At 64.5% G+C, this 25,629-nt stretch carries 23 protein-coding genes; 17 read left to right on the top strand and 6 right to left on the bottom strand.

Translation table 11 applies throughout. From position 1 onward, the window contains the following. Positions 1 to 19: 19 nt before the first annotated feature. Both L8F45_RS30750 and L8F45_RS30745 read right to left on the bottom strand, forming a co-directional pair. Entirely contained in the window at positions 20 to 1,273 is a 1,254-nt protein-coding gene (locus tag L8F45_RS30750) for a sarcosine oxidase subunit beta family protein (RefSeq protein ID WP_342364298.1), read from the bottom strand. 195 nt (positions 1,274 to 1,468) lie between these two features. Then, entirely contained in the window at positions 1,469 to 2,380 is a 912-nt protein-coding gene (locus L8F45_RS30745; protein ID WP_342364297.1) for a LysR substrate-binding domain-containing protein, read from the bottom strand. Positions 2,381 to 2,537: 157 nt separating this feature from the next. Here L8F45_RS30745 and L8F45_RS30740 point away from each other — a divergent pair, with 157 nt between their 5' ends. Together L8F45_RS30740 and L8F45_RS30735 are read left to right on the top strand one after the other, a co-directional pair. Then, positions 2,538 to 2,780: a PsiF family protein gene (locus L8F45_RS30740; protein ID WP_342364296.1), complete on the top strand. Its 243-nt coding sequence runs from the start codon at positions 2,538 to 2,540 to the stop codon at positions 2,778 to 2,780. A gap of 6 nt (positions 2,781 to 2,786) precedes the next feature. Then, on the top strand, positions 2,787 to 3,977 hold the full coding sequence (locus L8F45_RS30735) for a M24 family metallopeptidase (RefSeq protein ID WP_342364295.1): 1,191 nt from the start codon (positions 2,787 to 2,789) through the stop codon (positions 3,975 to 3,977). 14 nt (positions 3,978 to 3,991) lie between these two features. On the opposite strand, the gene L8F45_RS30730 is transcribed toward L8F45_RS30735, so the two are convergent. From L8F45_RS30730 to L8F45_RS30715, 4 genes are all read right to left on the bottom strand, one after another. Then, the gene (locus L8F45_RS30730) at positions 3,992 to 4,351 is read right to left on the bottom strand and encodes a ribonuclease HepT family protein (protein ID WP_342364294.1); all 360 of its coding nucleotides are present in this window, start codon (positions 4,349 to 4,351) and stop codon (positions 3,992 to 3,994) included. Continuing rightward, the gene (locus tag L8F45_RS30725) at positions 4,341 to 4,637 is read right to left on the bottom strand and encodes a nucleotidyltransferase family protein (protein ID WP_342364293.1); all 297 of its coding nucleotides are present in this window, start codon (positions 4,635 to 4,637) and stop codon (positions 4,341 to 4,343) included. The genes L8F45_RS30730 and L8F45_RS30725 overlap by 11 nt, the downstream gene beginning before the upstream one ends. A gap of 258 nt (positions 4,638 to 4,895) precedes the next feature. Then, the gene (locus L8F45_RS30720; RefSeq protein ID WP_342364292.1) at positions 4,896 to 5,837 is read right to left on the bottom strand and encodes an MBL fold metallo-hydrolase; all 942 of its coding nucleotides are present in this window, start codon (positions 5,835 to 5,837) and stop codon (positions 4,896 to 4,898) included. 97 nt (positions 5,838 to 5,934) lie between these two features. Continuing rightward, positions 5,935 to 7,086 carry a mandelate racemase/muconate lactonizing enzyme family protein gene (locus tag L8F45_RS30715; RefSeq protein ID WP_342364291.1) on the bottom strand — a complete coding sequence of 384 codons (1,152 nt, stop codon included), beginning with the start codon at positions 7,084 to 7,086 and terminating at the stop codon, positions 5,935 to 5,937. Positions 7,087 to 7,245: 159 nt separating this feature from the next. Here L8F45_RS30715 and L8F45_RS30710 point away from each other — a divergent pair, with 159 nt between their 5' ends. The 15 genes from L8F45_RS30710 (at position 7,246) to cobO (ending at position 25,464) form a co-directional block, all read left to right on the top strand. Then, positions 7,246 to 8,481: an ABC transporter substrate-binding protein gene (locus L8F45_RS30710; RefSeq protein WP_342364290.1), complete on the top strand. Its 1,236-nt coding sequence runs from the start codon at positions 7,246 to 7,248 to the stop codon at positions 8,479 to 8,481. Between the two features lie 30 nt (positions 8,482 to 8,511). Further along, positions 8,512 to 9,399, top strand: a complete 888-nt coding sequence (locus L8F45_RS30705; RefSeq protein ID WP_342364289.1) for a carbohydrate ABC transporter permease — start codon at positions 8,512 to 8,514, stop codon at positions 9,397 to 9,399. A gap of 2 nt (positions 9,400 to 9,401) precedes the next feature. After that, positions 9,402 to 10,238: a carbohydrate ABC transporter permease gene (locus L8F45_RS30700; RefSeq protein WP_342364288.1), complete on the top strand. Its 837-nt coding sequence runs from the start codon at positions 9,402 to 9,404 to the stop codon at positions 10,236 to 10,238. A 12-nt stretch (positions 10,239 to 10,250) separates the two neighbouring features. Next, entirely contained in the window at positions 10,251 to 11,219 is a 969-nt protein-coding gene (locus L8F45_RS30695; RefSeq protein WP_342364287.1) for an NAD-dependent epimerase/dehydratase family protein, read from the top strand. Positions 11,220 to 11,272: 53 nt separating this feature from the next. Then, complete coding sequence (locus L8F45_RS30690) at positions 11,273 to 12,994, top strand: SMP-30/gluconolactonase/LRE family protein (RefSeq protein WP_342364286.1); 1,722 nt, start codon at positions 11,273 to 11,275, stop codon at positions 12,992 to 12,994. A 3-nt stretch (positions 12,995 to 12,997) separates the two neighbouring features. After that, positions 12,998 to 14,092, top strand: a complete 1,095-nt coding sequence (locus tag L8F45_RS30685; RefSeq protein WP_342364285.1) for an ABC transporter ATP-binding protein — start codon at positions 12,998 to 13,000, stop codon at positions 14,090 to 14,092. Then, a complete protein-coding gene (locus L8F45_RS30680) occupies positions 14,089 to 14,868 on the top strand; it encodes an SDR family NAD(P)-dependent oxidoreductase (RefSeq protein ID WP_342364284.1) in 780 nt (259 codons plus the stop codon). The genes L8F45_RS30685 and L8F45_RS30680 overlap by 4 nt, the downstream gene beginning before the upstream one ends. A gap of 72 nt (positions 14,869 to 14,940) precedes the next feature. Continuing rightward, a complete protein-coding gene (locus tag L8F45_RS30675) occupies positions 14,941 to 16,221 on the top strand; it encodes an ABC transporter substrate-binding protein (protein ID WP_342364283.1) in 1,281 nt (426 codons plus the stop codon). A 2-nt stretch (positions 16,222 to 16,223) separates the two neighbouring features. Continuing rightward, the gene (locus L8F45_RS30670; RefSeq protein ID WP_342364282.1) at positions 16,224 to 17,171 is read left to right on the top strand and encodes a carbohydrate ABC transporter permease; all 948 of its coding nucleotides are present in this window, start codon (positions 16,224 to 16,226) and stop codon (positions 17,169 to 17,171) included. Next, on the top strand, positions 17,171 to 18,007 hold the full coding sequence (locus tag L8F45_RS30665; RefSeq protein ID WP_342364281.1) for a carbohydrate ABC transporter permease: 837 nt from the start codon (positions 17,171 to 17,173) through the stop codon (positions 18,005 to 18,007). Before L8F45_RS30670 ends, L8F45_RS30665 begins: the two co-directional genes overlap by 1 nt. Next, positions 18,004 to 18,915 (top strand): dihydrodipicolinate synthase family protein, encoded by a 912-nt coding sequence (locus tag L8F45_RS30660; RefSeq protein ID WP_342364280.1) that lies wholly within the window; start codon positions 18,004 to 18,006, stop codon positions 18,913 to 18,915. Before L8F45_RS30665 ends, L8F45_RS30660 begins: the two co-directional genes overlap by 4 nt. A gap of 9 nt (positions 18,916 to 18,924) precedes the next feature. Then, positions 18,925 to 20,100 (top strand): mandelate racemase/muconate lactonizing enzyme family protein, encoded by a 1,176-nt coding sequence (locus L8F45_RS30655; RefSeq protein WP_342364279.1) that lies wholly within the window; start codon positions 18,925 to 18,927, stop codon positions 20,098 to 20,100. A gap of 3 nt (positions 20,101 to 20,103) precedes the next feature. Further along, positions 20,104 to 21,075, top strand: coding sequence for a dihydrodipicolinate synthase family protein (locus L8F45_RS30650; protein WP_342364278.1), 972 nt, complete (start codon positions 20,104 to 20,106; stop codon positions 21,073 to 21,075). A 76-nt stretch (positions 21,076 to 21,151) separates the two neighbouring features. Further along, positions 21,152 to 24,838, top strand: coding sequence for a cobaltochelatase subunit CobN (gene cobN / locus L8F45_RS30645; RefSeq protein WP_342364277.1), 3,687 nt, complete (start codon positions 21,152 to 21,154; stop codon positions 24,836 to 24,838). Beyond that, positions 24,838 to 25,464, top strand: a complete 627-nt coding sequence (cobO, locus tag L8F45_RS30640) for a cob(I)yrinic acid a,c-diamide adenosyltransferase (RefSeq protein WP_425330072.1) — start codon at positions 24,838 to 24,840, stop codon at positions 25,462 to 25,464. Before cobN ends, cobO begins: the two co-directional genes overlap by 1 nt. The last annotated feature ends 165 nt before the right edge of the window (positions 25,465 to 25,629 follow it).

Raw genomic sequence — 25,629 nt, 5'->3', positions numbered from 1 at the left:
TCATAACTGTCAACAGGCCCTAGTGCGCCCATGGCGAGGGGCCGACCCCACGCTCGTCGATGGTGCGGCCCTCGCGAAAACGATCGAGTCCGAAATGCGCGCCGAGCGGATGCGGCTTGCCCGTCGCGACGAGATGGGCGGTGACGACGCCGCCGGCGGGAATCGCCTTGAAGCCGCCATAGCACCAGCCGCCATTGACGAAGAGGTTTTCGACCGGCGTGCGCGAGATGATGGGATTGCCATCCATGCTCATATCCATCACGCCGCCCCACTGGCGCAGCACGCGCAGGCGCGACAGCGCCGGCATCAGCGTAGCGCCGGCCGCCATCACCTCCTCCTGCATGGTGAAGCCGCCGCGCTGCGCATAGGTGTTGCAGCCGTCGATGGCGCCGCCGAAGACGAGCCCGCCCTTGTCGGACTGGCTGACATAGAAATGGCCGGCGCCATAGGTGACGACGCAATCGAGCGTCGGCTTGATGCTTTCGGTCACGAAGGCCTGCAGCACATGGGTTTCGATCGGCAGCCGGAAGCCCGCCATGGCGGCGAGCCGCGAGGAATGGCCGGCGACCGCGAACAGGATCTTGTCGGCGGCAATGAAGCCGCGCGTGGTCTCGACGCCGACAGCGCGCGCGCCCTCGCGGCGAACGCCGGTCACCTCGCATTGCTGCACGATGTCGACGCCGCGCGCGCTGGCGGCGCGGGCGTAGCCCCAGGCGACGGCGTCGTGCCGCACTGTGCCGCCGCGCTTCTGCAGGAATCCGCCGAGCACGGGATAGCGGCCATTCTCGACATCGACGAGAGGCGCGAGCATCTTCACGCCGGCCTTGTCGACATGCTCGACATCGACGCCTTCCAGCCGCATCGTGTTGGCGCGACGAGCGAAGAGATCGCGCTGTCCGTCGGTATGATAGAGATTGATTGTTCCGCGCTGGCTGACCATCGCGTTGAAATTCATCTCCTGCTCGAAGCGCTCCCACAGCTTGAGCGACGTTTCGTAGAAGCGGACATTCTCCGACGAGAAATAGTTCGAGCGAATGATCGTCGTGTTGCGGCCGACATTGCCGAGACCGATCGCGCCCTTCTCAAGCACGGCGACGTCGGTGACGCCATATTCCTTCGCCAGGCGATAGGCGGTCGCGAGACCGTGGCCGCCGCCGCCGACGATCACGACCTGGTACTGCGCTTTCGGCGCGGCGTCGCGCCAGGCCGGCTTCCAGCCGAGATGGCCTCCAAGAGCCTCCTTTGCGAGGCGCCAGCCGGAATAGAGGTCCATCAGATCAGCCGCGCGTTCGGCCGCGCGCCATCGCTGGCGCGGACGCGGGGAATTGAAGAGGCCGACATGATCACAAGAGACAGGCTAGAGCGCTGGGGCGCGTCATCAATTTGAAAAAATTCAAGCGGCGTGAATCGGAGGGCGGTTTGCATCGGGAGAAGGGCGGCGCGCGCAATGGCGCGGCGCCCCCGCCTGCTATTTGTGCGCCGCCTCGTCGCGCAGCCCGGCGCTGATCGAGGCCAGCCAGGCCGAGAACAGCTTGACCCGCGGCGACGTCGCCGAGCGCTGGGGCGCGATAATGTAATAGGCCATGCCGGTCGCAATCCGCATGTCGACCGGAGCGACAAGGATGCCGCGCTGCATCATGAGGTCGCCTGAGGGACGGCGGTTGATGGCGACGCCGATGCCTTCCGCCGCCGCCTGCAGCGCCTGATTGCGCGTGTCGAACACGATCTGCGGCCGGCCGTTGGCGGGGTCGATCCCGACCGCCTCGAACCAATAGGCCCATTCCTGGATCTGGTGCTCGCAGCCGATCAGCCGCTTGCCGATGAGATCCTGCGGCGTCTCGATCGGGCCGCTGCTGCGGAGATAGCCCGGCGAGACGACGGGATAGATCACCTCGTCGATCAGCTTCTCCGCCAGCGGCTCCGCCGGCCGTTCGCGGGCGTAGCGGATCGCCACGTCGACGGTCGAGCCGGAGAAATCGACCTCCTCCGGCTTGGTGACGCAGGTCACGGCGAGGCCGGGATTGCTGTCGAGGAATTCCGAAAGCTGCGGGATGAGCCAGAGCTGCGCCAGCGAATGATAGAGATGCACGGTCAGCGAACCGGCCTCGCGATAGTCCGCGACGCCCATCGTGCTGGCCTCGATCTTGTCGAGCGCCTCAACGAGGCCGGCGAACAGCGCCCGGCCCGGTTCGGTCAGCTTCATGCCGGACGCGCCGCGGATCAGGAGCTTCGCGCCGACGAACACTTCGAGCGCCTTGACCTGATGGCTCACCGCCGATGGCGAAATCAGCAGCTCCTCGGCAGTCGCCGCGAGGCTGCCGTTCCGGGCCAGCGCTTCGAAGGCGCGCAACGCCGCAAAAGGAGGAAGTTTTCTCGCCAACCGCGCCTCGATCTCAGACGCTCGCCTTGTAGGCGACCGCCGGCCCCCGTCAAATGCCCGGCGCGCCAAGAGCTTGCGGCGATCGGTCCTGCGAGGCGCCCTTGATCCGACTCAGGCGACGGACCTAGGCTGCCATTCCCAGGAGGAGGACAACCCCATGCGCATTGCTCTCATCGCCACTTCGCTCATCCTCACCATCGGGGCGGCGTCCGCCGCCGACACCTGCAAGGCCTCCGCGACCGAGAAGAAGCTCGCCGGCGCGGCGCTCACCAGCTTCATGAAGAAGTGCGAGAGCGACGCGGCCAAGACCTGCGACACCTCCGCCGCCGAGAAGAAACTCAACGGCGCCGCCAAGACCAGCTTCACCAAGAAGTGCGTCACCGACGCGGTCGGCGCGTAATCCCCGATGGCGTTTCTTGGCTCCGCCGTCCGGGACTATCGTTTCGGACTGATGCGGGAGTTGATGGATCGCGAAGCCTTCGACGCCATCGCTTTCACCCAGGCCGACTTCTTCCAGTTCGCTACGAATTTCCAGACGGACGTTCTCCCCTGGGAGCGTCCGATCGTGTGCGTCGTGCCGCGCAATGGCGAGCCCTTCGCCATTCTGAACGAGCTGTCGACGAACCATTGGCGCTTCACCCGCGAGGGGCAGCGCCTGTGGGTGACCGACGCCTCCTTCTACGCCGAACATCCGCGCGTCGGCGCGCGCCTGCCGCTGGCGAGCCAGTGGGTCGATCTCGTCGCGGAAAAATTGAAGCAGCGCGGCCTGCACAAGGCGCGCATCGCCGTCGACGCCGGCGGCGGACCCTTTGCGAAACTCACTACGGCGCTGCCACATCTCAAGATCGAAACCGCGACGGCCGATTGCCGCGCGTTGCGCTGGGTGAAGCATGAGGACGAGATCGCGCTGATGCGCGGGATCGCCGGCCTCTCCGACTGGGTGCAGGACCGCTATCGCGAAAACATCAGGCCGGGCCGTCTCGTGCAGGAGCTCGACATGTCGATGGCGGCTCTGATGGCCGAGGAATCGGCGCGGCGCTTTCCCGGCGAACATCTCGAAATCATGCGCTGCTGGACATTGTCGGGGCCGGCGAGTTGCGCGCCGCATGGCGACGGCCGTTCTTCAGGCGCGCGCATCGAAGCGGGCCATGGCCTCGTCAACATCGTCATTCCGCGCATCAACGGCCTCGTCGTCGAGAATGAACGCACCTGGTTCTGCGGCAAGCCTTCGCAGCGGCAGACTAAACTGTTCGAGGCGTCGCGCGCCGCCAACGAAGCGGCCTGCGAAGCCGTCGTCGCCGGCCGGCCCGTATCGGGAATTGACGCTGCGGCGCAGGCGGTTCTCGAACGCGAGGGCGTCGCCCATCTCATCCTGCATCGCACCGGCCATGGCATGGGCGTGCTTGGCCACGAATTCCCCGAGGATATGGCGTTCAACAATCGCGCGCTGATCGCAAACGAGGTCTATTCCGCCGAGCCCGGAATCTATGAATGGGGCCTCGGTGGATTCCGCCATGACGACACGGTCGTCGTCGGCGCGGCGCCCGAGGTGCTGACAAAGGCGCCGAAGGATATTGCGAGCCAGACTGTCGGGTGAGTGCGTGCGACGCGCTAGAGTGCACCGCCATCTTCAATTCGCCCAAGCTCATCTCCGATCGCGCGGCTCAAGCCTGACAAGCCTTCCATGACGTTTTGCCAAGCCATCTGATGGACAGGATCGCTAGGGTCGTGAATTTTTCGAGCGGCAGCCAAAGCATCCCAACGAATTTCAGGATGACGATCTTCGAGGAGGCTGCGGACGCGCTGTGAGCCGCTTGAGATGACCTCAAGACGACGCATCACGTCATAACAGTCTAAGCTGTTCTCACAGAACTCGTCGAAAGGGACGTCTTCCATAAGCTTGCCGGCTTCCACGATATCGCGCTCAATATCCGCTAGATCGCGCCACGAGATAGCGACCTCAGAACGCATAGACAGCGTCGGCTTCCGCGGGACCGCGAAGGCCCGGCTTCAGCGCGGCGCGATCGACCACATCGACGGGCGCGTCGAAAAAGTCGGCGATATAGGTCTTGAGCGCGGCATAGGAATAGACGTCACGCACCGCTTCAGGCTCGATCTCGACGAGAATATCGATGTCGCTGCTGGCGCGAGCCTCGCCGCGCGCGACTGAACCGAACAGAGCGGCGTGACGCACGCCGCGCGACCGAAGGTCGACTTCGTGCGCGCGCAACGTGGCGAGGATGTCGGCTTTTTCCATGTCCGAACAATAACATGGATATTGCGCCTGTGACAGGCCCGCCTCAATAGGCGGGCTTCGTCGGAAACCAGCCGGGTGTGTCAGGGTCGAGATAGGCGCCGCTGATGCCGTCGACCTTGTAGCGTTCGATCAGCGAAGTGTCGGGCTCGACGCCGAGGCCCGGCCGCTCCCCGAAGGCGGGCGGGAAAACAAGCTTCCGCCGCCCGTTCCCTCAAAATTGCGACCATTCGAGAATCTTCGGAAATTGCCTCTCAGGCTTCAAAGGCGCTTGAAGGAATTATAGACATTGCGAATGTGATTGATGGCCAGTTGAGGATTGCCCTCAGCCCATTTGACGTCGAGATCGGCCAGCGGCTTCAGATCAATCACTTCCTGCTCGGTCTTTCCTTCATCAAACAGCTTCTGGATACGGTCTCGCGAGATGACAAGCATATCGTGGAATTCGAGGATATCCGCTTTCGATGCGAGCGGCCCATGCCCGACGACAACCTTGGTCTCGTCATTCGCCAGCTTGAGATAGGTCTCTGTCGCGCGGATCATCCCGCGAACGTCGCCGCCATTGGCGAAGTCGATATTTTGATAGCGCTTGAGATTATTCACTGTGTCGCCGGGCGCCAGCACATTCGCGTCCGCGAAATAAACCCATGTGTCGCCATCAGTATGCGCGTTCGCCACATGGGTGAGCCGCGCCTTCCGCCCTCCCACCTCAAGGGTGACGGAACCGCCGACGTAAGTCATCGTGGGAAGCGCTTCCGCGGCGCGCGGCGGAGTCGGCGGGCCGCCCAAACCTGGCCTGGTCCCCGCCGCGAGCCGCACGCGGATATTGTCATGCGCGACGATGACCGCGCCATCCTTGGCGAAGTTGTCGTTCCCGCCCGTGTGATCTCCATGATAATGGGTGTTCACGAGATATTTGATCGGCAGCGGCGTGATCTCCTTGATCGCCGCCTTTATTTTGTCGGAGAGCGGCGCAAACTGTCCGTCAATCATGATGACGCCATCGCTTCCCACAGCGACGGTGATATTTCCGCCTTGCCCTTCAAGCATATAGGTTTCGCGCCCCAAATTCGTTGTCTTGATTTGCACGGCGCTCCAGTTGATGAAGGGCGGCGTGGGCGGAGCCGTTGATTGTTGCGCCTGGACGGCGGCCACGGACATGAAGGCGGCCGACAAGAGAAGCTTGAAACGAATTCTCGTCATGGACCTTCCCCAGTCGCCGATGGCGTTCAACCAATCAACGCAGACTGAAGGCCGGCGAACGGGCGAGCAAGGGATCAACACACACAATTGAGCGAGCTCAGTAGGCGGGCTTCACCGGAAACCAGCCGGGCTTGTCAGGGTCGAGATAGGCGCCGCTGATCTCGTCGACCTTGTAGCGTTCAATCAGCGAAATATCCGGCTCGACGCCGAGGCCCGGCCGCTCCGGCGGCGTGAACCCGCCGCGATCGAGCTTCGGGCCATCTGGCGCGATGTCGCCGGCGAGATAGGTCTGCTCGGTGTCGATCGCGAGCGACATATTCGGGATCGACGCGGCGAGATGAACATAGGCCGCCTGCGACAGCGCAAGCTCGCCGCCGGAATGCAGCGTCACGGGAATGCTGACGGATTCGCAGATCGCCGCCTGCTTGATGACAGGCCACAGCCCGCCGGCCTCATGCGGATCAAGCAGCACCACATCGGCCGCGCCTGATCGCACGATGTTGCCGACATCGCTCAGCGTATAGGCGCTCTCATCGAGCGCGATCGGAACGAGCTGGCAGCGACGCAATTCCGCGTGCCCTTCGAGATCATCAAGCTCCAGCGGCTGTTCGACATAGGCGAGATCATAGTCGCCAAGCTTTGCAAGCTGACGGCGCGCGGTTCCCGGCGTCCAGGCGCCGTTGACGTCGGCGCGCACGTCGCGCCCGCCCACCACTTTGCGCACGGCCTCGACCAGCGGAATATCGCTCGCCATGGAGACGCCGATCTTGATCTTGAAGGTCTCGAAGCCCTGATCGAGAAAGCGCTTCGCCGTGTCCGTCACCTTCGCGGGGTCGCTGACGAAAATATAGGCCGAGGCCTCGACGCGTTCGCGCCATTTGCCGCCCCACATCGCCCAGAGCGGCAGGCCGGCCCTGCGGCCCAGCGCGTCCCACATCGCCATTTCGAGCGCCGCCGTCGCCATCACGGCCGCGCGCTTGTGATGATAATAGCCGGCGCCGAACACGTTGCGGTGCAGCCGCTCCACATCGGCGACGGGATAGCCGATCGCGAGCTTCGCCACGACGTTCGCGAACACCGCCGGGACTGCGTCGAGCAACGAGATGCTCTCGCCCCAACCGACGCCCCCGTCGTCGGTTTCGATCCGGACGATGAGGCGCGTGGTTCCCGAGCGCTTGCCCGATCCCCAGAGGATGGTCTCGGCCAGCGGCATGCGCACGAGCCAGTGGTCGACCTTCGCAATTCTCACCGGCTCCTCCCATGTGGACATTATGATCATATTATGAAACAAGCCGGGGACAGCTAGTCGGTTTGGCGACAATGAGCAAGTCGGCGCGGAGGCGCCGGCAAACCGACGACGACACGGACCGCCCACGGAAAGGCGGCCGGCAGCGACAGGAGGAAACTGATGAGACTGACCGCGCTGGCGACCGCACTTGCCTGCCTGCTCGCGCCCGCCGCCCACGCCCAAACCAAGGTGGAGCTCGATTTTCCGACTTGGCAGGCCGAGGAGCCCGGCCCAGCCGAGTTCTGGACCGAGGCGACGAAAGCATTCGAGGCGGCCCATCCCGGCGTGATGATCAAGAAATATCAGGTGCCGTTCCGCGAATATGTGGACAAGCTGACGGTGCGCTTCGCCGGCGGCAATCCGCCCGACATCGTGCATCTGCCGATCCGCAATTTCGCGTCCTTCGCTTCGCAGGGTTGGCTGAAACCCATCGACGATCTTCTCGCCAAAACCGACATCAAACAGAATTTCAGCTCGCTGCAGTCGGAGCTCGTGTGGGACGGCAAGACAGAGGGCGTGCTGCTGCTCGGCTACGGCATGCTGCTCTACTACAACGAGGCGATGCTGAAGGAGGCCGGCGTCGATGTGCCCAGGACGCCGGATGAACTGATCAAGGCCATCCAGGCGATCACCAAACCAGACAAGGGAATTTTCGGCTGGGGCGCCACGACATCAGAGCATCCCAATATCTTCGTCGATTGGGCGAGCTGGGTTACCGGCAGCGGCGCGTCCCTGTTCACAAAAGACGGCGGCTATAATTTCACGGCGCCTGAGGTCGTGAAGGCGCTCGACCAGTTTCGCGTCGCGGTGAAGAATGCGCCGAAGGGCGTGTCGTCAGAAGCAATGCGGCAGCTCTATATCGACGGCAAGGTCGCGATGTTCCGCGACGGCGCATTCTTCTCGAGCCAGATCAAGACGGCGCCGGAGGCGACGCGCGCCAATCTCAAAGCCGCGATGATGCCGTTTCCCGTCATTCCCGGTGGCACCAGCAACTCGATCCACATTCCGGCGAAGCTCGATCCGCAGCGGCAGCAGCTCGTGTGGGAATTCATCGAGATGATCTCGAAGCCGGAATGGCAGACGAAATACACGCAGGCGATCAAGGTCCCGGCGCCGCGCAAGGGTTCCTTCACGCCTGACATGGCGGCCGCCGATCCAATGATCGCGCTCGCCGCGAAAGCGTCGGAGGCCGCCGTCAACATCTTCCCGACGACGGATGCGGCGCGCACCAACTACAATCAGATCGCGAAAATGGTTGGTGAAAGCGGCATGCGGTTGATCAATTCGGACCGCCCGACGGAAGCGATCCTGAAAGAGCTTCAGGATCAGCTCAATCGGCGCGTGCCGTTGAAGTAGAGCAGCGCTTCGCCTCCACGACGTTTCGCCATGCGGATTCTTCGCGACGATCGCGTTTTCGCGCTGCTGCTGCTTGCGCCCGCGATCCTGTGCGTGCTCGGCCTCGTAGGGTGGCCGATCGCCCAGATCATCGGCTTCAGCTTTGTGGAAGGCGCCAAGCTCAACGCGCTCGGCGGCGGCGCGCGGCCGCTCGGCTTCGGCAATTTCATCTCGGTGCTGACTGACCCCGAGACCTGGGACAGCGTCGTCACCACCGCGATCTATGTCGCCGGCGCGACATTACCCGCCTTCGCGCTCGGCCTTGGCGCGGCGCTGCTGCTCAATCGCAGCTTCCCCTTGCGCCGCGCGCTGCGCTGCCTCGCGCTTCTGCCATGGGCCGCGCCCGGCGTGCTCGTCAGCATCATCTTTCTCTGGCTGTTCGACCCTTCCTATGGCGTCGTCAATTATCTCCTGCGTTCATTTGGCTATCACGGCGAAGACATCGCCTGGTATTCGAACGAGAACACGGCGCTGGCGGCGGCGATCCTGCCGACGATCTGGAAAGGATTTCCCTTTTTCGCGCTCACGATTCTCGGCGCGCTGCAGACGATTCCGGCCGATCTCTACGAAGCCGCCGACATCGACGGCGCGAACAGGACGCAGGCGTTCTTCAATGTGACGTGGCCCGGCGTGCGCGGCCCCGCGCTGCTGGCGCTTGTTCTCAACGGACTGTGGGCGCTGCGCGAATTCGACATCATCTTCGCGACCACCGGCGGCGGTCCGTCGCGCGCCAGCGAGACGCTTGGCATCCGCGCCTATCTCGAAGCCTTCTCCTATTATGATCTCGGCCGCGCCGCCGCGATCGGCGTGCTCACCCTTGCGATCGCATTGGCGCTGCTCGCCGTCGCACGCCGCCCCCTGCAGAAGGAGTTCTTCTAGCGATGGAGGGTACATCGCTCCGACGCGACTGGCGCGTGCTGGCGGCCGTGCTCGTCATGGTCGCGATCATTCTTTTCCCGATCTACTGGATGGTTGTGACGGCGCATCTGCCGACGCGCATCGTCCTGTCGCGCACGCCGCCCCTCTTGCCGCCGCTTTCGGAGATGACGTTCGACGCCTTCGGGCGCGCGTTGCTCAGGCGCCCGTTTCTCACCTGGCTCGCGAATACGATGCTGGTGGCGATCGCAGCGACCTTGCTCAGCCTCGTGATCGCGACGCTCGCCGGTTACAGCCTGTCGCGCTATCGCTCGAAGGCGCAGGAGCTGTCGGGGCTCGCGCTGCTGGTCAGCAAGATGCTGCCCGGCAGCCTCATCGTCATTCCCTTCTTCATCATGGCGAGCCGCGCCGGCATGATCGACAGCCGGCTGTCGCTGATCCTCGCCAACACGTCAGTCGGCGTGCCCTTCGCGACCTGGATGATGAAGGGCTTTTTCGACGCGATCCCGCGCGAACTTGACGCCGCCGCGGCGATCGACGGCTGCTCGCGCATGCAGGCCTTGTGGCATGTGGTGTTGCCGGTGGCGCGGCCGGGTCTCACCGCCGCCGCGATCTATCTCTTCATCGTCGCCTGGGCCGATTTCGTCTTCGCGCGGACGCTGATCAATTCGCCCGAACTCTGGACGCTGACCACGGGTCTGGCCTCCTTCGTCGGCGAGCATGGCGTCGACTGGCCCGGGCTGATGGCGGCGGGATCTCTGTCGCTCATCCCCGTCTTCATCCTGTTCGTGCTTCTCGAACCCTATCTCGTCAGCGGCATGGCCGCCGGCGCCGTGAAATAGCGAGGCATAGCCGTGAACATCCTCGTCACCGGCGGCGCGGGACGCGTCGGAACCCATGTCATTTCGACGCTGCTCGCGCGCGGCGATCGTGTCATCAATCTCGACCTGCGCGAAAGCAGCCATCGCGATGCGCGCGTGACCAACATCGTTGGCGCGTTCGACGACGCGGAAGCCGTGACGCGCGCGATGGCGTCCGCTGAGGCCGTGCTGCATCTCGGCGCCTTCATGTCATGGATCCCTGCGGACGCGGACAAGCTGTTCGCCGCAAACGTCACGGGAACTCATCTGCTGCTGCGAGCGGCGCAGGCGAAGAAAGTCAGCCGCTTCGTGTTCGCTTCAAGCGGCGAAGTCTATCCCGAGACGAGCCCCGTCTATCTCCCGATCGACGAAAGCCATCCGACGCGGCCAACCTCGACCTACGGCATGACGAAGCTGCTCGGCGAGGAAATGGTGCAGTTCTTCGCCCGCGCCTATGGCCTCGCCACAGTCATTCTGCGCTTCAGCCACACGCAGGATGCGAGCGAGCTGCTCGATCCCACGAGCTTCTTCTCGGGGCCGCGCTTCTATCTCAAGGCGCGCATCCGCCAGCAGCAGGCGTTCGGCAATCTCGCTATCGTCGAGGCGCTGAAGCCTTTCGATGACGGCGCGGAGAAGCATCTCATCAGCCGCGGGCGCGACGGCGAATATTTCCGCATGCCGATCAGCGACGCGCGCGACATCGCCGCCGGCGTGATCGCCGCGCTCGATTCAGAGCGCGCGATCGGACAGGTGATGAATCTGGGAACCGAGGAATCGATCCGGTTCGACCAGGCGGTGGCGATCCTGCAGCGCCATACCGGCCTGCCCGCCGTCGAGGTCGTCCTGCCCTCCCCCGCCGTCAATTACGCCGCCTCGCGCGCCCGGGCGATCGAGATTCTGGGCGTGCGCCCGCAATGGACGTTCGAGCGGATGGTCGCGGACGCGGTCGCACGATCGCGTTGACTTGGAACGCATGCCCACATATTGAAAAAAACAACTAAGCGAGGGGAGGCGGCGTGAAACGTCTGGCGGTGATCGAGGATGGCGAGCGCGCCGAGGAGGCCGGGCGGGAGATTCCTGGCGCCCAGGCGCTGCGGCGCGGCCTGTCCCTGCTCGACATCGTCGCGGACCATCCCGGCTTGCGCTTCAGCGACATCGCGGAGAAGGCTGGACTCACCCGCGCGACGGCGCACCGCATGCTCGCGACGCTGGCGGAAGCCGGCCTTCTCCGCGTCGATGAGAGAAGCCAGCGCTATCATCTCGGCTTCCGCCTGTTCGAGATGGCGCATCGGGTCTGGGACCAGTTCGACCTGCGCAGCGCAGCCGAGCCTGAGCTTGAGAGGTTGCGCGATCTCACCGGCGAGACGGTGAGGCTTGCGATCCTCGATGATGACGACGTGCTTTATGTCGATCAGCGTGAGGCGGCCCAGACGGTCAGGCTAGGCAACGGCGTCGGCGCGCGCGCCTTCGCCCACGCCAGCGGCGCCGGCAAGGCGATCCTCGCCCATCTCGATCCGCTGATCCGCGAACAGATTCTCAATCGGCTGAAGCTGCAGCGCTTCACGCCGAACACCATCACCGATCGCGCGGCGCTGTCGCAGCAGCTCGATCTCACCAAGGCGCGCGGCTACTCCGTCTCGTTCGAGGAGCAGCATATCGGCGTGAGCTCCGTCTCCGCCGCGGTGCTCGATCATCGCGCCCGCGCCATCGGCGCCGTCGCCATCGTCGGCCCTTCCTACAGGCTTGGCCTCGACCGGCTCCACGCGCTTGGCCGCGACGTGATGGAGGCGGCGCGGCGGGTTTCAGGAAATGCAGGACAGGTCGCGATGTCGATCAGCATCAATCCGCGCCCGCTCGGGCCGGACCGCGAGGACGTCGCGTCAGTCGTGCCGACGACAGTGTTTCTCGGCGAAGGCCCGACCTGGCTTCCCGCCGAAAAGCAGCTCGCCTTCGTCGATATTCTCGCGCCCTCAATCATCATCTCTGACCCGAACGACGGCTCGTTCCAGACGCATCCGATGCCGGAGCTCGTCAGCGCCGTTGTGCCGCGCCGCCGCGGCGGCTTTCTCGCGGCGATGCAGACCGGACTGAAAGCTGTCGATCTCGCCACGGGAAAAGCGACGACGATCGCTGCGCCCGAGAGCGGCAAGCCGGGCAATCGCTTCAACGACGGAAAATGCGATCGTCGCGGCCGCTTCTGGGCCGGCACGCTCGCGATCGATGCCACACCCGGCCATGGCGCGCTCTATCGCCTCGATGCGGACGGCCGCTGCCACACGATGGATACGGGCTTCCACATCTCCAACGGTTTGGGATGGAGCCCTGACGACACGCGCTTCTATTTCACCGACACCGGACCGAAGCGAATCTATCTCTACGATTTCGACATCGAGACGGGCGCGATCGCCAATCGCCGCACATTCGCGCAATTGCCCGATGGAGTCGGTTCGCCCGATGGTCTCGCCGTCGACGCCGAAGGCTTTGTCTGGTCGGCGCATTGGGATGGCTGGTGCGTGACGCGCTATGACCCCGACGGCAAGGTCGATCGCGTCATCAATCTTCCCGTGCCGCGTCCCACGAGCTGCGCTTTCGGCGGACCCGATTTCGGCACGCTCTACATCACCAGCGCACGCATCCGCATGTCGGCGCAACAGCTCGCGGAGGCGCCGCTCTCCGGCAGTGTCTTCGCAACGCAGACCGGCGCGCGAGGCCTGCCCGAAACTCCGTTCGCGGGCTGAATCATGTCCAGCGTCAAGCTCGCCGCCGTCAGGAAAAGCTTCGGTCCGACCGATATTCTGCACGGCATCGATCTCGATATCGCCGATGGCGAATTCGTCGTCTTCGTCGGCCCATCGGGCTGCGGAAAATCGACGCTGCTGCGCCTGATCTGCGGCCTCGATGAAGTCACATCGGGCGTGATCGCCATCGATGGCGAAATCGTCAACGACGTGCCGCCGGCGAAGCGCGGCATCGCCATGGTGTTCCAGAGCTACGCGCTCTATCCGCACATGACGGTCGCGAAGAACATGGGCTATTCGCTCCGACTCGCCGGCGTGGAGAAACGCGAGATCGAGCGCAGAGTTGGCGAAGCCGCCGCGGTGCTACGTCTCGACCAACTGCTCGACCGCAAGCCGCGCCAGCTCTCCGGCGGACAGCGCCAGCGCGTCGCAATCGGCCGCGCCATCGTGCGCCAGCCGCGCATCTTCCTGTTCGACGAGCCGCTCTCCAATCTCGACGCGGCGCTGCGCGTCGACATGCGCGCCGAAATCGCGTCGCTGAAGGCGCGGCTTGGCGTGACCATGATCTATGTCACGCACGACCAGACCGAGGCGATGACGCTCGCCGACAAGATCGTCGTGCTCAACGCCGGCCGCATCGAGCAGGTGGGCTCGCCGCTCGAACTCTATCGCGCGCCCGCGAACAAATTCGTCGCCGGCTTCATCGGTTCACCACGCATGAACATGCTGCCGGCGATCGTTGGACCGCAGCGCCGGCCGATCCTGACGAATGGCCTGACACTGCCTTTTGAAGTTGAAGCCCGTCCGGGCGACGAACTCTCGATCGGCGCGCGCGCCGAACATCTCACGCTCGCGACCGACTCTCACACTCTTTCGCTTTCCGGCCGCGCGAAAGTCGTCGAGCATCTCGGCTCCGATCTCTTTGTCCATGTCGTCTGCGAAGGCGTCGCCGATCCCGTGATCGTGCGAAAGGCCGGCGACAGCGAATTGTCTGTCGGTTCGACGGTGCGCGTCGGGCTCGATCCCGCGGCTTTGCACCTCTTCGATGAGAGCGGCCAACGCATCTCAACCGGCGCGCAGGTGAGGAGCGCGGCATGAAGGCGACCGAGGGCGCGCGCTATCCCGATCTCGCGGACCTGCCGGTGCTCATCACCGGCGGCGGATCGGGAATCGGCGCGAGCATCGCGCTGCATTTCGCCGCGCAGAAATCAAAGGTCGCGGTGATCGACATCAATGCGGACGCGCTGGCGCGCGCGCGCAGCGACATCTTGGCGGAAACGGGCGTCCATGTGGAGACGGCCGCGGTCGATCTGCGCGACATCGATGCGCTGCAAAATGCCATCGCGGCGCTTTCGGCGAAAACAGGCGCCTTCCGCGCTTTGATCAACAACGCTGGCGACGATGCGCGCGCACCCTGGGACAAGGTGACGCCTGATTATTGGGACGATCGTTTCGCTGTGAACGTGAAGCATCAGTTCTTCGCCGCGCAGACGATTGCGCCCGCGATGGCGGCGGCTGGCGGCGGCGCGATCGTCAATCTCGGTTCGATCTCCTGGATGTTCGGCGCTGCGGGCCTTATCGCCTACACCACGGGCAAATCGGCGATCATGGGCTTCACCAAATCGCTCGCGCGCGAATTTGGCCCGCTGAAAATCCGCGTCAACTCGATCGCGCCCGGCATGATCTGGACGGAAAAGCAGATCGCGCGCGCCAATGCGGAAGACCCCGCGAAATTCGATCGCTATCTCGATCGTCAATGCATCAAGGAGCATCTCGACGCTGCCGACGTGGCGCGGCTCGCGCTGTGGCTCGCCTCGTCAGAGTCGCGCCATTGTGCGGGCCAGACCTACATCGTCGATGGCGGCGTGGTCTGAAACATCAAGCGCGGCGCAGCGACCGCGCAAACATAAAGGGGCCGTCGCGCGGCCCAGGACAGGGAGAGTGACATGACTGAACTCACGAGACGATATTTCAACGCGCTTCTCGCCGGCGGCGCCGGCGCGATCTATGCCGGCGGCGCGCGGGCGCAGGCCGCCAACATGTCCTTCATGAGCTTCTCCTTCGCGGAGGAAGCGAACAAGGCGCTGGTGCAGAAGCTGTGTGACGATTTCGCCGGCGACAATGGCGCGCCGATGCAGGTGATCGGCTCCGCCTGGGGCGACGTGCAGAAGAATCTCGTTCTGCGCCAGCGTTCAAAGACATTGCCAAGCAGCGCGCAGATTTCCGAGCGCTGGCTGCCCTCCTTCGCCTCCATGCCGGAGCTTGCCGATCTCAATCAGGTCGTCGGCAAGGACAAGCTCGAAGCCGCGATCGACGTCAATGTGCTCAATGTCGGCCGCATCGGCGGCAAGCAGCTCGCACTGCCCATCGCCACAGGCAGCATCGGCATGGTGGCGAATAAGGAAGTGTTGCAGAAGGCTGGCGTCGACAAATTGCCGGAGACGATCGCCGAGCTAAGAGCGGCGCTGATCGCCGTGCGCGACAAGGTTCCGAACTCCGTGCCCATGGCGATGGCGACGAAGAATCCGGCTTCCATCCCGCTCGATGTGCTGATCTGGGTGTGGAGCCATGGCGGCCGTCTGATCGACGAGGATGGCAAGGTCGTCAGCGGCTCCAATGAAACCGGCGCCGCGTTCGAATTCATGGCGAGCCTGATGAAGGACCGTCTGATCGCGCCGGAGATCGATCGACCGGATTCGCGCCGTCTCTTCGGTCAGGGCGCGACCGCTTTCTACATCGATGCTCCGCAGGCGCGCAGCTTCATCCGCACCTTCTCCGGCCGCGGCCCCACCGCGGACGCGATGGTCGCGCCGATGAAAATTCCGGTGGCGCAGGCGAACCTCAAGCCCGTGTCGATGGCGTGGGGCAATCTCATTCTCTTCTTCAAGACGGGCGATGCGGCGAAGGACGCCGGCCTCGCGAAATGGGCAAACTATCTCATTTCCGACAAGGTGCAGACCGCCTTCCCGCCGGCGCTCTCTGCGCTGCCGGTGACGAAGGCGGCGCGCGCCGCGCCTGTGGTCGCGAACGACGCCTATTTCGCGGATTGGGCGAAGGCGACCGGCGAAGTGCGCCTGCATGAGCTCGGCGTGTGGCCGAATGCGCCCGAGCTCGGCAACATCGTCAGCGAGGAGACGCAGGCTGCGTTGCTCGGCCAGAAAAAGGTCGCGGACGCGATGCAGTCGATGAAGTCGCGCCTCGAAGCCTCGATGGCGAAGCGCGGTTGAGCATGTCTGCGAGCGCGACATTACAGGCGCCGGCCGCAGCGGAGACGCTGCGGCCCTCGCCGCTCGCGCAGCGCGCGGGGCTGAAAGGCGCCGAGCGGCGCGTCGGCTGGCTGTTCATGGCGCCGGCGCTGATCGCCTTCGCCGCCGTCATTCTCGCGCCCTTCGTCTCCGCGCTTGGTCTCGCTTTCACGCGCTATGATCTGCAGACGCCGGAACCTGTCTATATCGGACTGAAGAATTTCCGCGAGATCGCGGCGAGCCCTGAGATTCTGCAGTCCTTCATCACCACCTTCATCTTCGTCAGCCTCGCGACGCTCTTCACCGTGTTGCTCGCGCTCGCCTGGGCGATTATTCTCAATCAGCCTTTCCGCGGCCGCGCCGCGGTGCGCACCGCGACTCTCATCCCCTGGGTGCTGCCGAGCACGGTCTCCGCCTTCATCTGGGCCTGGATTTTCAACAGCCGCTTCGGCCTTCTCAACGCGGCGATGCTGGAGCTTGGGCTCATTGATCAGCCGACAGCATGGCTCTCGACGCCAGGCGGCGCCATGAGCGCGATCGTGATCGCAAAAGTCTGGATCTCGATTCCCGTCACCATGACCTTCTTTCTCGCCGGCTTGCAGAGCATGGATCGCGAGCAGGTCGACGCCGCGCGCGTCGACGGCGCCGGCGACTGGCCCGTTCTGCGCGATCATATCCTGCCGCATCTCAGACCCCTGCTGCTTGTCGTGATCGTGCTCGCCGTGATCGGCAATCTCCAGCAGTTCGACAAGATCTATGCGCTGACCGGCGGCGGGCCGGTGCGCGCGACGACGGTGCTCTCGATTGAAGTTTATCGCCGCGCCTTTGATAGCTGGGACATCGGCATGGCCGCGGCTGTCGGCCTGCTCTGGGTCGCGACCATCATTCCGCCCGCCTATCTCTATCTCCGGCATCTGCTGAAAGGCGTGTGATGCTCGAACTCTCGTCACGCGCCGCCCGGCTGATCTTTGGCGCGATCGTCATCCTTCTCGCGCTGTTCCTGTTCTTCCCGGTCTACTGGCTGGTGATCTCGGCGCTGAAGCCGAACCAGGAGCTTTATCGCATCATCCCGACGCTGTGGCCGCAGGAGCCTGTATTGACGCATGCGCGCACTGCGTTCGAGCGCGGCAATCTCTTCCTCAATCTCAAGAACAGCTTCATCGTGTCCGGCGGCGCGGCCGCATTGAACACGCTGCTTGCGGCCTATGCCGGTTATTCCGTCGCGAAATTCCGCTATTTCGGCCGCCGCCCGATCATGATCCTGCTGCTGTCGGCGCAGGTTCTGCCGTTCGGCCTGCTGCTGATCACGATCTATCCTGTCATGGTGAATTTCGGCCTGCTCGACACCCATCTCGGCCTTGTGCTCGCCTCGATCGTGTTCGCGCTGCCGGTTTCAATCTACATGCTCTACAGTTATTTCGCGCAGGTGCCCGGCGAGATGATCGAGGCCGCGCGCGCCGACGGCGCCGGCGAACTGCGCATCTTCCACACCATCGTGCTGCCGATCTCGATTCCGCCTCTGGTGACGGTGTTTCTCTACGGCTTCATGTGGTCGTGGAACGATCTTCTCTATTCGATGACGCTGATCGTCTCCGAGGACAAGCGCACGATCGGGCCTGGCCTGCTGCTCAACTATCTCAACGAAACCAATGCCGACTGGGGCGGCGCCATGGCGGCGTCGATCATCGCCTCGCTGCCGATCCTCGTCGCCTTCGCCATCCTCCAGCGCTGGTTCATCCAGGGCGTCACAGCGGGCTCCGTGAAATGACAAAATTGTCGGGCGTCTTTCCCGTTCTTCCCACGCCTTTCACCGCCGATCGCGCCGTCGATCCCGCCGCGTTGAAGACGCTGGTGAATTTCGCCGTCGAGGCCGGCGCCGATGGCATGGTCTATCCCGGCATGGCGAGCGAAGTGGAGACGTTGTCGCCGGAAGAACGGCTGCTGATGGTCAACACGCTGGGCGAAGCGCTCAAGGGCCGCCTGCCCTTCATCGTTGGCGCAAGCGACGCCGATCCCGCGCGATCCGCCGCGCGCGCCGAGGAAGGCCGCGCGGTCGGCGCGAAGGCCGCGATGATCATGGCGCCAGCCGGCAACGGCGCCGATATCGAGAAGCACATCGCCTTCTATCGCGCCGTCGCTGCGAATACCTCTCTGCCGATCATGCTGCAGAACGCGCCGGCGCCGATGGGCGCGGGCCTGAAGCCGACCGCCATCGCCGAGATCGTCAGCGCCGTTCCGCAAATCCGATTCGTCAAGGAAGAAACCCTGCCACCGGGCCAGAACGTAACCGCGATTCTGAAAGCGGTCGGCGGCAAGCTCGACGGCGTGTTCGGCGGCGCGGGCGCGCGCTACATGATGGATGAGCTGGCGCGCGGCGCGGCCGGCGCCATGCCTGCGGCCGAACTCACAGATGTGCATGCGGCGCTGTTTCGCGCGTTCCACGCTGACGATGTGAAAATGGCGCGGCGGCTTTATTCGCGCTCGCTGCCGCTTCTGCTGTTCCAGGCGAATTTCCGCGTGCGGCTGACGAAAGCGGTGCTCAAAGCGCGCGGTCTTTTGCAATCGACGGTGGCGCGCGCCGCCGGCCCCGTGTTCGACGAGGGTGATGAGATCGAGCTTGCGGCGCTCATTGCGGAAGCGGCCGATCTCTTCGCCATTCATCCCCCGCGCAGCTGAGACAACACGATGCCGCCGCTTGACGCGATCACAAAAGTCGAAAGCTTCATCATCTCGATCCCGCGCGATACGCCCTACCTCGGGCCGCTGCGCGAAGGCGAACGCATCAACGAGAAGGGCTACATCATCCGCAAGGGCAATCGCTCGATCTATCCCTCGAGCGATATGTCAGTGCTGATCAAGGTCACCGCCGAAAGCGGCAAGGTCGGCTGGGGAGAAACCTATGGCATCGTCGCGCCGCATGCGGTGAAGGCTATTATCGACGATGTGCTCGGCCCCGTGATGATCGGTCGCGATCCCGGCGAGCCGGTCGTGCTGCATGAAGACCTCTATGATCTCATGCGCGTGCGCGGCTTTTTCGGCGGCTTTTATGTCGACAGCCTCGCCGGCGTCGACATCGCCGTGTGGGACCTCTTCGGCAAATGCGCAAACCGGCCGCTGCATGGCCTTCTCGGCGGCGCGCGTCATCACAAGATTCCGGCCTATGTTTCCGGCCTGCCCAAGGCGACGTTGCAGGAGCGCGTCGATCTCGCCGTCGAGTGGGTCGGCAAGGGTTATCGCGCGGTGAAATTCGCCGCCGCCGTATCGGACGATGGCGTCGTGAAGGAAATGGCGGCGCTGCGCGAGGCGCTGGGGCCCGATGTCGAGATCATGGTCGATCTCCACTGGAAATTCACCGCGGGCGAGGCGATCCGGCTGATCCGCAAGCTCGAGGCCTACAATCTCGCCTTCGCCGAAGCGCCCTGCGAGCCCGAGGATATCGACGGACAGGAGCTCGTGGCGCGCGGCGTCGGCGTGCCCGTCGCGCTCGGCGAGGAATTGCGCACGGCGTTTGAATATCGTCCGCGCTTCGAGCGCCGCTGCATGAGCATCATTCAGCCGGAGATGGGCCACACCGGCGTGACCGAGTTCCTGCATATCGGCCGCATGGCGCACGCTTTCCATGTCGACGTCATTCCGCACGCCTCGATCGGCCTTGGTGTCTTCATGGCGGCGAGCCTACACGCAACATCGGCATTGAAGCGCGTGCCCTATCACGAATATCAACATTCGATCTTCGACAAGAATCTTCGCTTCATCCATGGCGACATGGCCTGTGCGGAAGGCTTCTACAGCCTGCCGAGCGGACCGGGGCTTGGCGTCTCGCCGAAGGACGAAGTGTTCAACTACATCGTGGCGGCGTGAACGATGAGCCGCCGCCGCTTCAGGGGCGTCTATCCCGTTCTCTACGCCTTCTTCGATCGCAGCGGGCGACTCGATCACGATGCGATGCGCGCGCAGGTGGAGCATTGTCTGGCCGAAGGCGCGCATGGCGTGATGGTTCTCGGCCTCGTGACCGAAGTGAATCATATGACGACGGAAGAGCGCCGCGAGGTCGTCGAAGTCGTCGGCGCGGCGCTTGGCAAACGTGCGCCCTACGCAGTGACGGTTGCGGAGCAGGATGTCGAGGGACAGATCGCTTTTGCGCGCATGGCGATCAAGAATGGCGCCGACTGGGTGATCCTGCAGCCGCCGCCGGGCAAGGGGCATTCGGAAGCAGATCTGCAACGCCATTTCGGCGCCATCGCCGACCGGCTCGATTGCCCCGTCGCGATCCAGAACAATCCCATAAATCTCGACAGCGCGCTCTCGCCTGAAGGAATCGTCGCGCTGGCGCGGCGCCATCCAAGCATATCTCTACTGAAGATCGAGGGCTGGTCGGTCGACGTCGCGCGCACGCTGGCCGAACTCGGCGACGCCGTCGACGCCTTCGGCGGACATGGCGGGCTCGAATTTATTTCATTAATGAGGAGCGGCGGCGCCGGCCTCATTCCCGCCCCAGACTGCCTCGCGATCCAGGTCGCAATGTATGAGGCGCTCACGTCCCATGACGCAGAGGCGACAACGCTCGCGTTCCGCCTGCACAAGGAAATCCTGCCGCTCGTCGCCTTCATGACCCGCGCCATCCCGAGCATTCTCTGCTACGGCAAGCGCGTCATGGCGAAGCGGCTTGGCTTCGCTGACGTGGTCGACCGCGCCCCTGGAATCACGCCGACGCCATTCGGCCTTTCCGAGATGGAGCGCCTGTTCGCCGACGTGATCCGCGCCGAGCGGGAGCTTCTACCACCGCTGCGCGCCCGGCTCGGCGCACTTGCCGCAGCTTCGAAGCCGGGCGCCTGAGCCCGATTGGACGGGTGCGCCGCTGATGCAGTAAGGCGTCCAGGCGCCGCATCAGGCGCAAGTCCGAACGCCCGAGATGCATGTTCTTGTCACCCCGCGCTTCCTGATCGAGGACGGCCGCCAGGCGAAGCAATTGTCCTTCGCGTCGGCCGACATCGTGATCGGCTCGATGGCGGATTCCGAACTCGCGCTGCTGCAGCGTCAGGCGCGCTTCCGCGACGAGGATGGACCGACGCTCACGCTGTGCAACCTGCTCGGCGTGGCGAAGCCCGACGAGATTGAGACCTTCTGCGTGCAGCTCGTGGCGAAGGCGAAGATCGTCGCGCTGCGGCTTCTCGGCGCCGAGACCTATTGGCGCGAAGGCTTCGAGCGCGTGCGCGAGGAGGCGCGACGCGCGGGCGCTGTTCTCATCTGCATTCCCGGCGACACGCACTGGGACGAACGATTCGCGAGCTTCGGCACTCTCGATCTCGCGCGCACGCGGGAGCTGTGGCGATACTTCGCGGAAGGCGGGCCTGAAAATATCGCCAATGCGATGACCTTTCTCGATCATCTCATCGGGCGCGGCGAAGCGCCGCCTCAAGCCGTGGCCATGCCGCCGGCCGGCGTGCTCGCGCGCGCCGCACAGCTCGATCCGGCGAAGCCGCTCGCGCTGATCCTGTTCTATCGCGCGCTGGCGCAAAGCGGCGCGACGGATGCGATCGAAGCGCTCGCCCACGCGCTTGGCGAGCGCGGATTGTCGGTGCTGCCGATCTATCTCACCAGCCTGAAGGATGAATCAGCGATCGCAATTCTCGCGCGCGAACTTGCGGCGCGCGGACCCGACGTGATCCTCAACGCCACCGCTTTCGCCAGCGGAACGCCCGGCGTCGACTCAGCCGGCGGGCCTCTGGCGCGCTACGATTGTTCTGTTCTGCAAGTGGCTCTTGCGGGCTCGACGGAAGAGGAATGGCGCGCTTCGCCGCGCGGCCTTGCGCCCCGCGATCTCGCCATGAATGTCGTGCTGCCTGAGGTTGACGGGCGCGTCGCCGCCGGCGTCATCGCGTTCAAGACGCCGCCCGGGAAAAGCGCAGGGCCTGCCAGCAGTATTCCGCATGCAGAGGGAATCGCGCACGCCGCCGATCTCACCGCGGCCTGGACGCGGCTGCGGCGCGCGCGAGCGGACGAGCGCCGGATTGCGATCATCCTCGCGAACTATCCCAACCGCGATGGGCGCATGGCGAACGGCGTCGGTCTCGATACGCCGGCGAGCGCCATCGAAGTCATGCGGATGATGCGCGATGCGGGCTATCGCATCGACCGAATTCCGGAGAATGGCGACGCGCTGATGCGCGAGATCGCGGCCGGTCCGACAAACGACATCGCGCGGCGCGGCGATCGCATTGGCGGCGCTCGCCTCTCGCTTCAGGATTACGCGCAAGCTTTCGCGCAATTGCCTGACGACGCGCGCGCGCAAATCCTCTCGCGCTGGGGCGCGCCAGAGAGCGATCCGCATGTAAGCGACGGCGCGTTCGAGCTGGCGATCCGCAATTTCGGCCATGTCGTCATCGGCGTGCAGCCGGCGCGCGGCTACAATATCGATCCGAAATCGACCTATCACGATCCCGATCTCGTTCCGCCGCATCACTATCTCGCCTTTCATATCTGGCTGCGCGATCACTTTGATGCACACGCGGTCGTGCATCTCGGCAAGCATGGCAATCTGGAATGGCTGCCGGGCAAGGCGACGGCTCTCTCACCCTCCTGCTGGCCGCGCATCGCGCTCGGCGCGCTGCCCAATCTCTATCCCTTCATCGTCAATGATCCCGGCGAGGGCGTGCAGGCGAAACGACGCGCCGGCGCGGTCGTCATTGATCACCTCACGCCGCCGCTGACGCGCGCGGAACTGCATGGCGATCTCGCCGAACTTGAAAGCCTGATCGACGAATATGCGCTCGCCGCCGATCTCGACCCCAGGCGCGCCGACAGCCTCGCCGACGATATTCTTGCATCCGCGCGCGCGTTGCGTCTCGACGCTGATCTCGGCCTTTCCCGCGATGCGCCGCGCGACGAGGCGTTGCGCCTGATCGACGCAACGCTGTGCGACGTGAAGGAGATGCAGATCCGCGACGGGCTGCATGTGTTCGGCCAGACGCCTGCAAGCGACCATCTCAACGAGCTGATTGTCGCCATCGCACGATCGCCGCGACTTGTCGAAGGCGCAGAGAATGAATCCCTGCATCGCGCACTCGCCGCCGATCTCGGCCTCACCGGCTTCGATCCACTGACGCGCGATCTCGCCGCGCCCTGGAGCGGAGCGCGTCCACATGCGCTCGAAAGCGTTGCAACAGAGGCGTGGCGCACGCAGGGCGACACCGTCGAACGGCTGGAGAAGCTCGCCTCCGCTCTCGTCGCAGGAGACATCGCTTGCGATCCCTCATGGACGCATGCGCGCGCCGTGCTCGACTGGATCGAGCGCGATCTGCGCCCCTCGCTCACAAGCAGCGCGGGCGCAGAGCTTGACGCGTTGAAAGCGGGCCTCGCCGCGCGTTTCGTCGCACCTGGCCCTTCCGGCGCGCCGACGCGCGGACGGCCGGATGTTCTGCCGACGGGCCGCAATTTCTACGCAATCGATGTGCGCGCCGCGCCAACGCCGGCTGCGTGGCGCATCGGTTGCGCAACCGCCGATGCGATTGTCGAGCGTCACTGGCGCGAGACCGGCGCATGGCCGCGCACGGTGGCGCTCTCTGTCTGGGGCACTGCGAATATGCGCACCGGCGGCGACGACATCGCGCAGGCGCTGGCGCTGATCGGCGCGCGGCCGGTATGGGAATCCTCGTCCGGCCGCGTCACCGGCTTCGAGATCATGACCGGCGCCGAGCGCAAGCGACCGCGCGTCGATGTGACCTTGCGCGTGTCGGGCCTGTTCCGCGACGCGTTTCCGACGCAGATCGATCTCTTCGACAGCGCGGTGCGCGCCATCGCTGCGCTCGATGAACCTGACGACGAGAATCCGATCGCCGCAGCGACGCGCGCGGAGGCGGCGCAGGGCGAAAATTCCCGGCGCGCGATGTCGCGCGTGTTCGGATCGAAACCCGGCGCCTATGGCGCGGGCCTGCAGGCGCTGATCGACGAAAAGGGCTGGCGCGAGCGCGGCGATTTCGCCGAAGCCTACAAGGCGTGGGGCGGCTACGCCTATGGCGGCGGCCAGGAGGGCGACGCCGTGCTCGACCTTTTCGAGCGGCGTCTCGCCAAAGTCGAGATCGTCGCGCAGGCGCAGGACAATCGCGAGCACGACATTCTCGATTCCGACGATTACTACCAGTTCATGGGCGGGCTCTCCGCCGCAGTCGAGAAAGCCTCTGGCCACGCGCCGCGCATCTTCCATCTCGACACGTCGCGACCCGAGACGCCTTTGGCGCGCTCCCTTGACGAAGAGATCGCGCGCGTGGTGCGTGGCCGCGCGGCCAATCCGAAATGGATCGCGGGCGTCATGCGCCATGGCTACAAGGGCGCCTTCGAGATGGCCGCGACCGTCGACTATCTCTTCGCGTTCTCCGCGACGACGAATGCAGTGAAGTCACATCATTTCGATCAGCTCTTCGAATCCTATTTGCAGGACGACAAAGTTCGCGCTTTCATGCGCGACGCCAATCCGGCGGCGCTGCGCGAGATGGCGGAACGGTTTCAGGAAGCGATCGAGCGATCGCTCTGGACGCCGCGCTCCAACAGGGCGCGCGCATTGCTGGATGAACTCGCGGAATCAGGGAAGGACGCGCCGTGATGCAGATGAATAGCGATGAAAGCGCGCTCAACGCCCGCCACGCCGAGAAGATGAAGAAGCACAAGGCGGCCAAGGACAAGATGCTAGCCGGCAAGACCGACGACAAGGGCCTGCTCATCGTCCATACCGGCGCCGGCAAGGGCAAGACGTCGGCCGCGCTCGGCATGGTGTTCCGCCATGTCGCCTATGAAATGCCGGTCGCCGTGGTGCAATTCACCAAGGCGCCGGAATGGGTGACCGGCGAAGCGATCCTGCTGCGGCGTTTCCCTGATATCGTGACGCTGCACATCATGGGCGAAGGCTTCACCTGGGAGACGCAGGATCGCGAGCGCGACATCGCGTCCGCGCGCGCCGCCTGGGAGAAGGCGAAGGAGCTCATTCGCGACGACAGGCACAAGCTCGTGCTGCTCGATGAGCTCAATATCGCGCTGCGCTACGATTATCTCCCGATCGAGGAGATCGTTTCATTCCTCAAAGAGGAGAAGCCGGCCGGCAAACATGTCATCATCACCGGCCGCAACGCCAAGCCCGAACTGATCGAGATCGCCGATCTCGTCACCGAAATGACTTTGGTGAAGCATCCCTTCCGCGCCGGCGTGAAGGCGCAGAAGGGAATCGAGTTTTAAAGCGTGATGAGATTAGCCCTGAATATTTCCACCGTCATTCCGGGGCGCGCCGAAGGCGTGAACCCGGAACCCAGGCAATTGTGCAGCGGCGCAATGGGTCCCGGGCCCGCGCGTGCCGCGCGTCCCGGGATGACGGCGGGATGATTCGAGCCAAAAATCATCGTG

Source organism: Terrirubrum flagellatum (assembly GCF_022059845.1).
Taxonomy (GTDB): domain Bacteria; phylum Pseudomonadota; class Alphaproteobacteria; order Rhizobiales; family Beijerinckiaceae; genus Terrirubrum; species Terrirubrum flagellatum.
Note: the sequence above shows the minus strand (reverse complement) of the source record. Positions and strands in the feature narration are given on the sequence as shown.

Excerpts from the sequence above, each read along its gene's own strand:
- L8F45_RS30750 (WP_342364298.1), bottom strand. The coding sequence starts at position 1,273 with ATGGACCTCTATTCCGGCTGGCGCCTCGCAAAGGAGGCTCTTGGAGGC.
- L8F45_RS30740 (WP_342364296.1), top strand. The coding sequence starts at position 2,538 with ATGCGCATTGCTCTCATCGCCACTTCGCTCATCCTCACCATCGGGGCG.
- L8F45_RS30735 (WP_342364295.1), top strand. The coding sequence starts at position 2,787 with ATGGCGTTTCTTGGCTCCGCCGTCCGGGACTATCGTTTCGGACTGATG.
- L8F45_RS30730 (WP_342364294.1), bottom strand. The coding sequence starts at position 4,351 with ATGCGTTCTGAGGTCGCTATCTCGTGGCGCGATCTAGCGGATATTGAG.
- L8F45_RS30725 (WP_342364293.1), bottom strand. The coding sequence starts at position 4,637 with ATGGAAAAAGCCGACATCCTCGCCACGTTGCGCGCGCACGAAGTCGAC.
- L8F45_RS30720 (WP_342364292.1), bottom strand. The coding sequence starts at position 5,837 with ATGACGAGAATTCGTTTCAAGCTTCTCTTGTCGGCCGCCTTCATGTCC.
- L8F45_RS30710 (WP_342364290.1), top strand. The coding sequence starts at position 7,246 with ATGAGACTGACCGCGCTGGCGACCGCACTTGCCTGCCTGCTCGCGCCC.
- L8F45_RS30705 (WP_342364289.1), top strand. The coding sequence starts at position 8,512 with ATGCGGATTCTTCGCGACGATCGCGTTTTCGCGCTGCTGCTGCTTGCG.
- L8F45_RS30700 (WP_342364288.1), top strand. The coding sequence starts at position 9,402 with ATGGAGGGTACATCGCTCCGACGCGACTGGCGCGTGCTGGCGGCCGTG.
- L8F45_RS30685 (WP_342364285.1), top strand. The coding sequence starts at position 12,998 with ATGTCCAGCGTCAAGCTCGCCGCCGTCAGGAAAAGCTTCGGTCCGACC.
- L8F45_RS30680 (WP_342364284.1), top strand. The coding sequence starts at position 14,089 with ATGAAGGCGACCGAGGGCGCGCGCTATCCCGATCTCGCGGACCTGCCG.
- L8F45_RS30675 (WP_342364283.1), top strand. The coding sequence starts at position 14,941 with ATGACTGAACTCACGAGACGATATTTCAACGCGCTTCTCGCCGGCGGC.
- L8F45_RS30670 (WP_342364282.1), top strand. The coding sequence starts at position 16,224 with ATGTCTGCGAGCGCGACATTACAGGCGCCGGCCGCAGCGGAGACGCTG.
- L8F45_RS30665 (WP_342364281.1), top strand. The coding sequence starts at position 17,171 with ATGCTCGAACTCTCGTCACGCGCCGCCCGGCTGATCTTTGGCGCGATC.
- L8F45_RS30660 (WP_342364280.1), top strand. The coding sequence starts at position 18,004 with ATGACAAAATTGTCGGGCGTCTTTCCCGTTCTTCCCACGCCTTTCACC.
- L8F45_RS30655 (WP_342364279.1), top strand. The coding sequence starts at position 18,925 with ATGCCGCCGCTTGACGCGATCACAAAAGTCGAAAGCTTCATCATCTCG.
- L8F45_RS30650 (WP_342364278.1), top strand. The coding sequence starts at position 20,104 with ATGAGCCGCCGCCGCTTCAGGGGCGTCTATCCCGTTCTCTACGCCTTC.
- cobN (WP_342364277.1), top strand. The coding sequence starts at position 21,152 with ATGCATGTTCTTGTCACCCCGCGCTTCCTGATCGAGGACGGCCGCCAG.
- cobO (WP_425330072.1), top strand. The coding sequence starts at position 24,838 with ATGCAGATGAATAGCGATGAAAGCGCGCTCAACGCCCGCCACGCCGAG.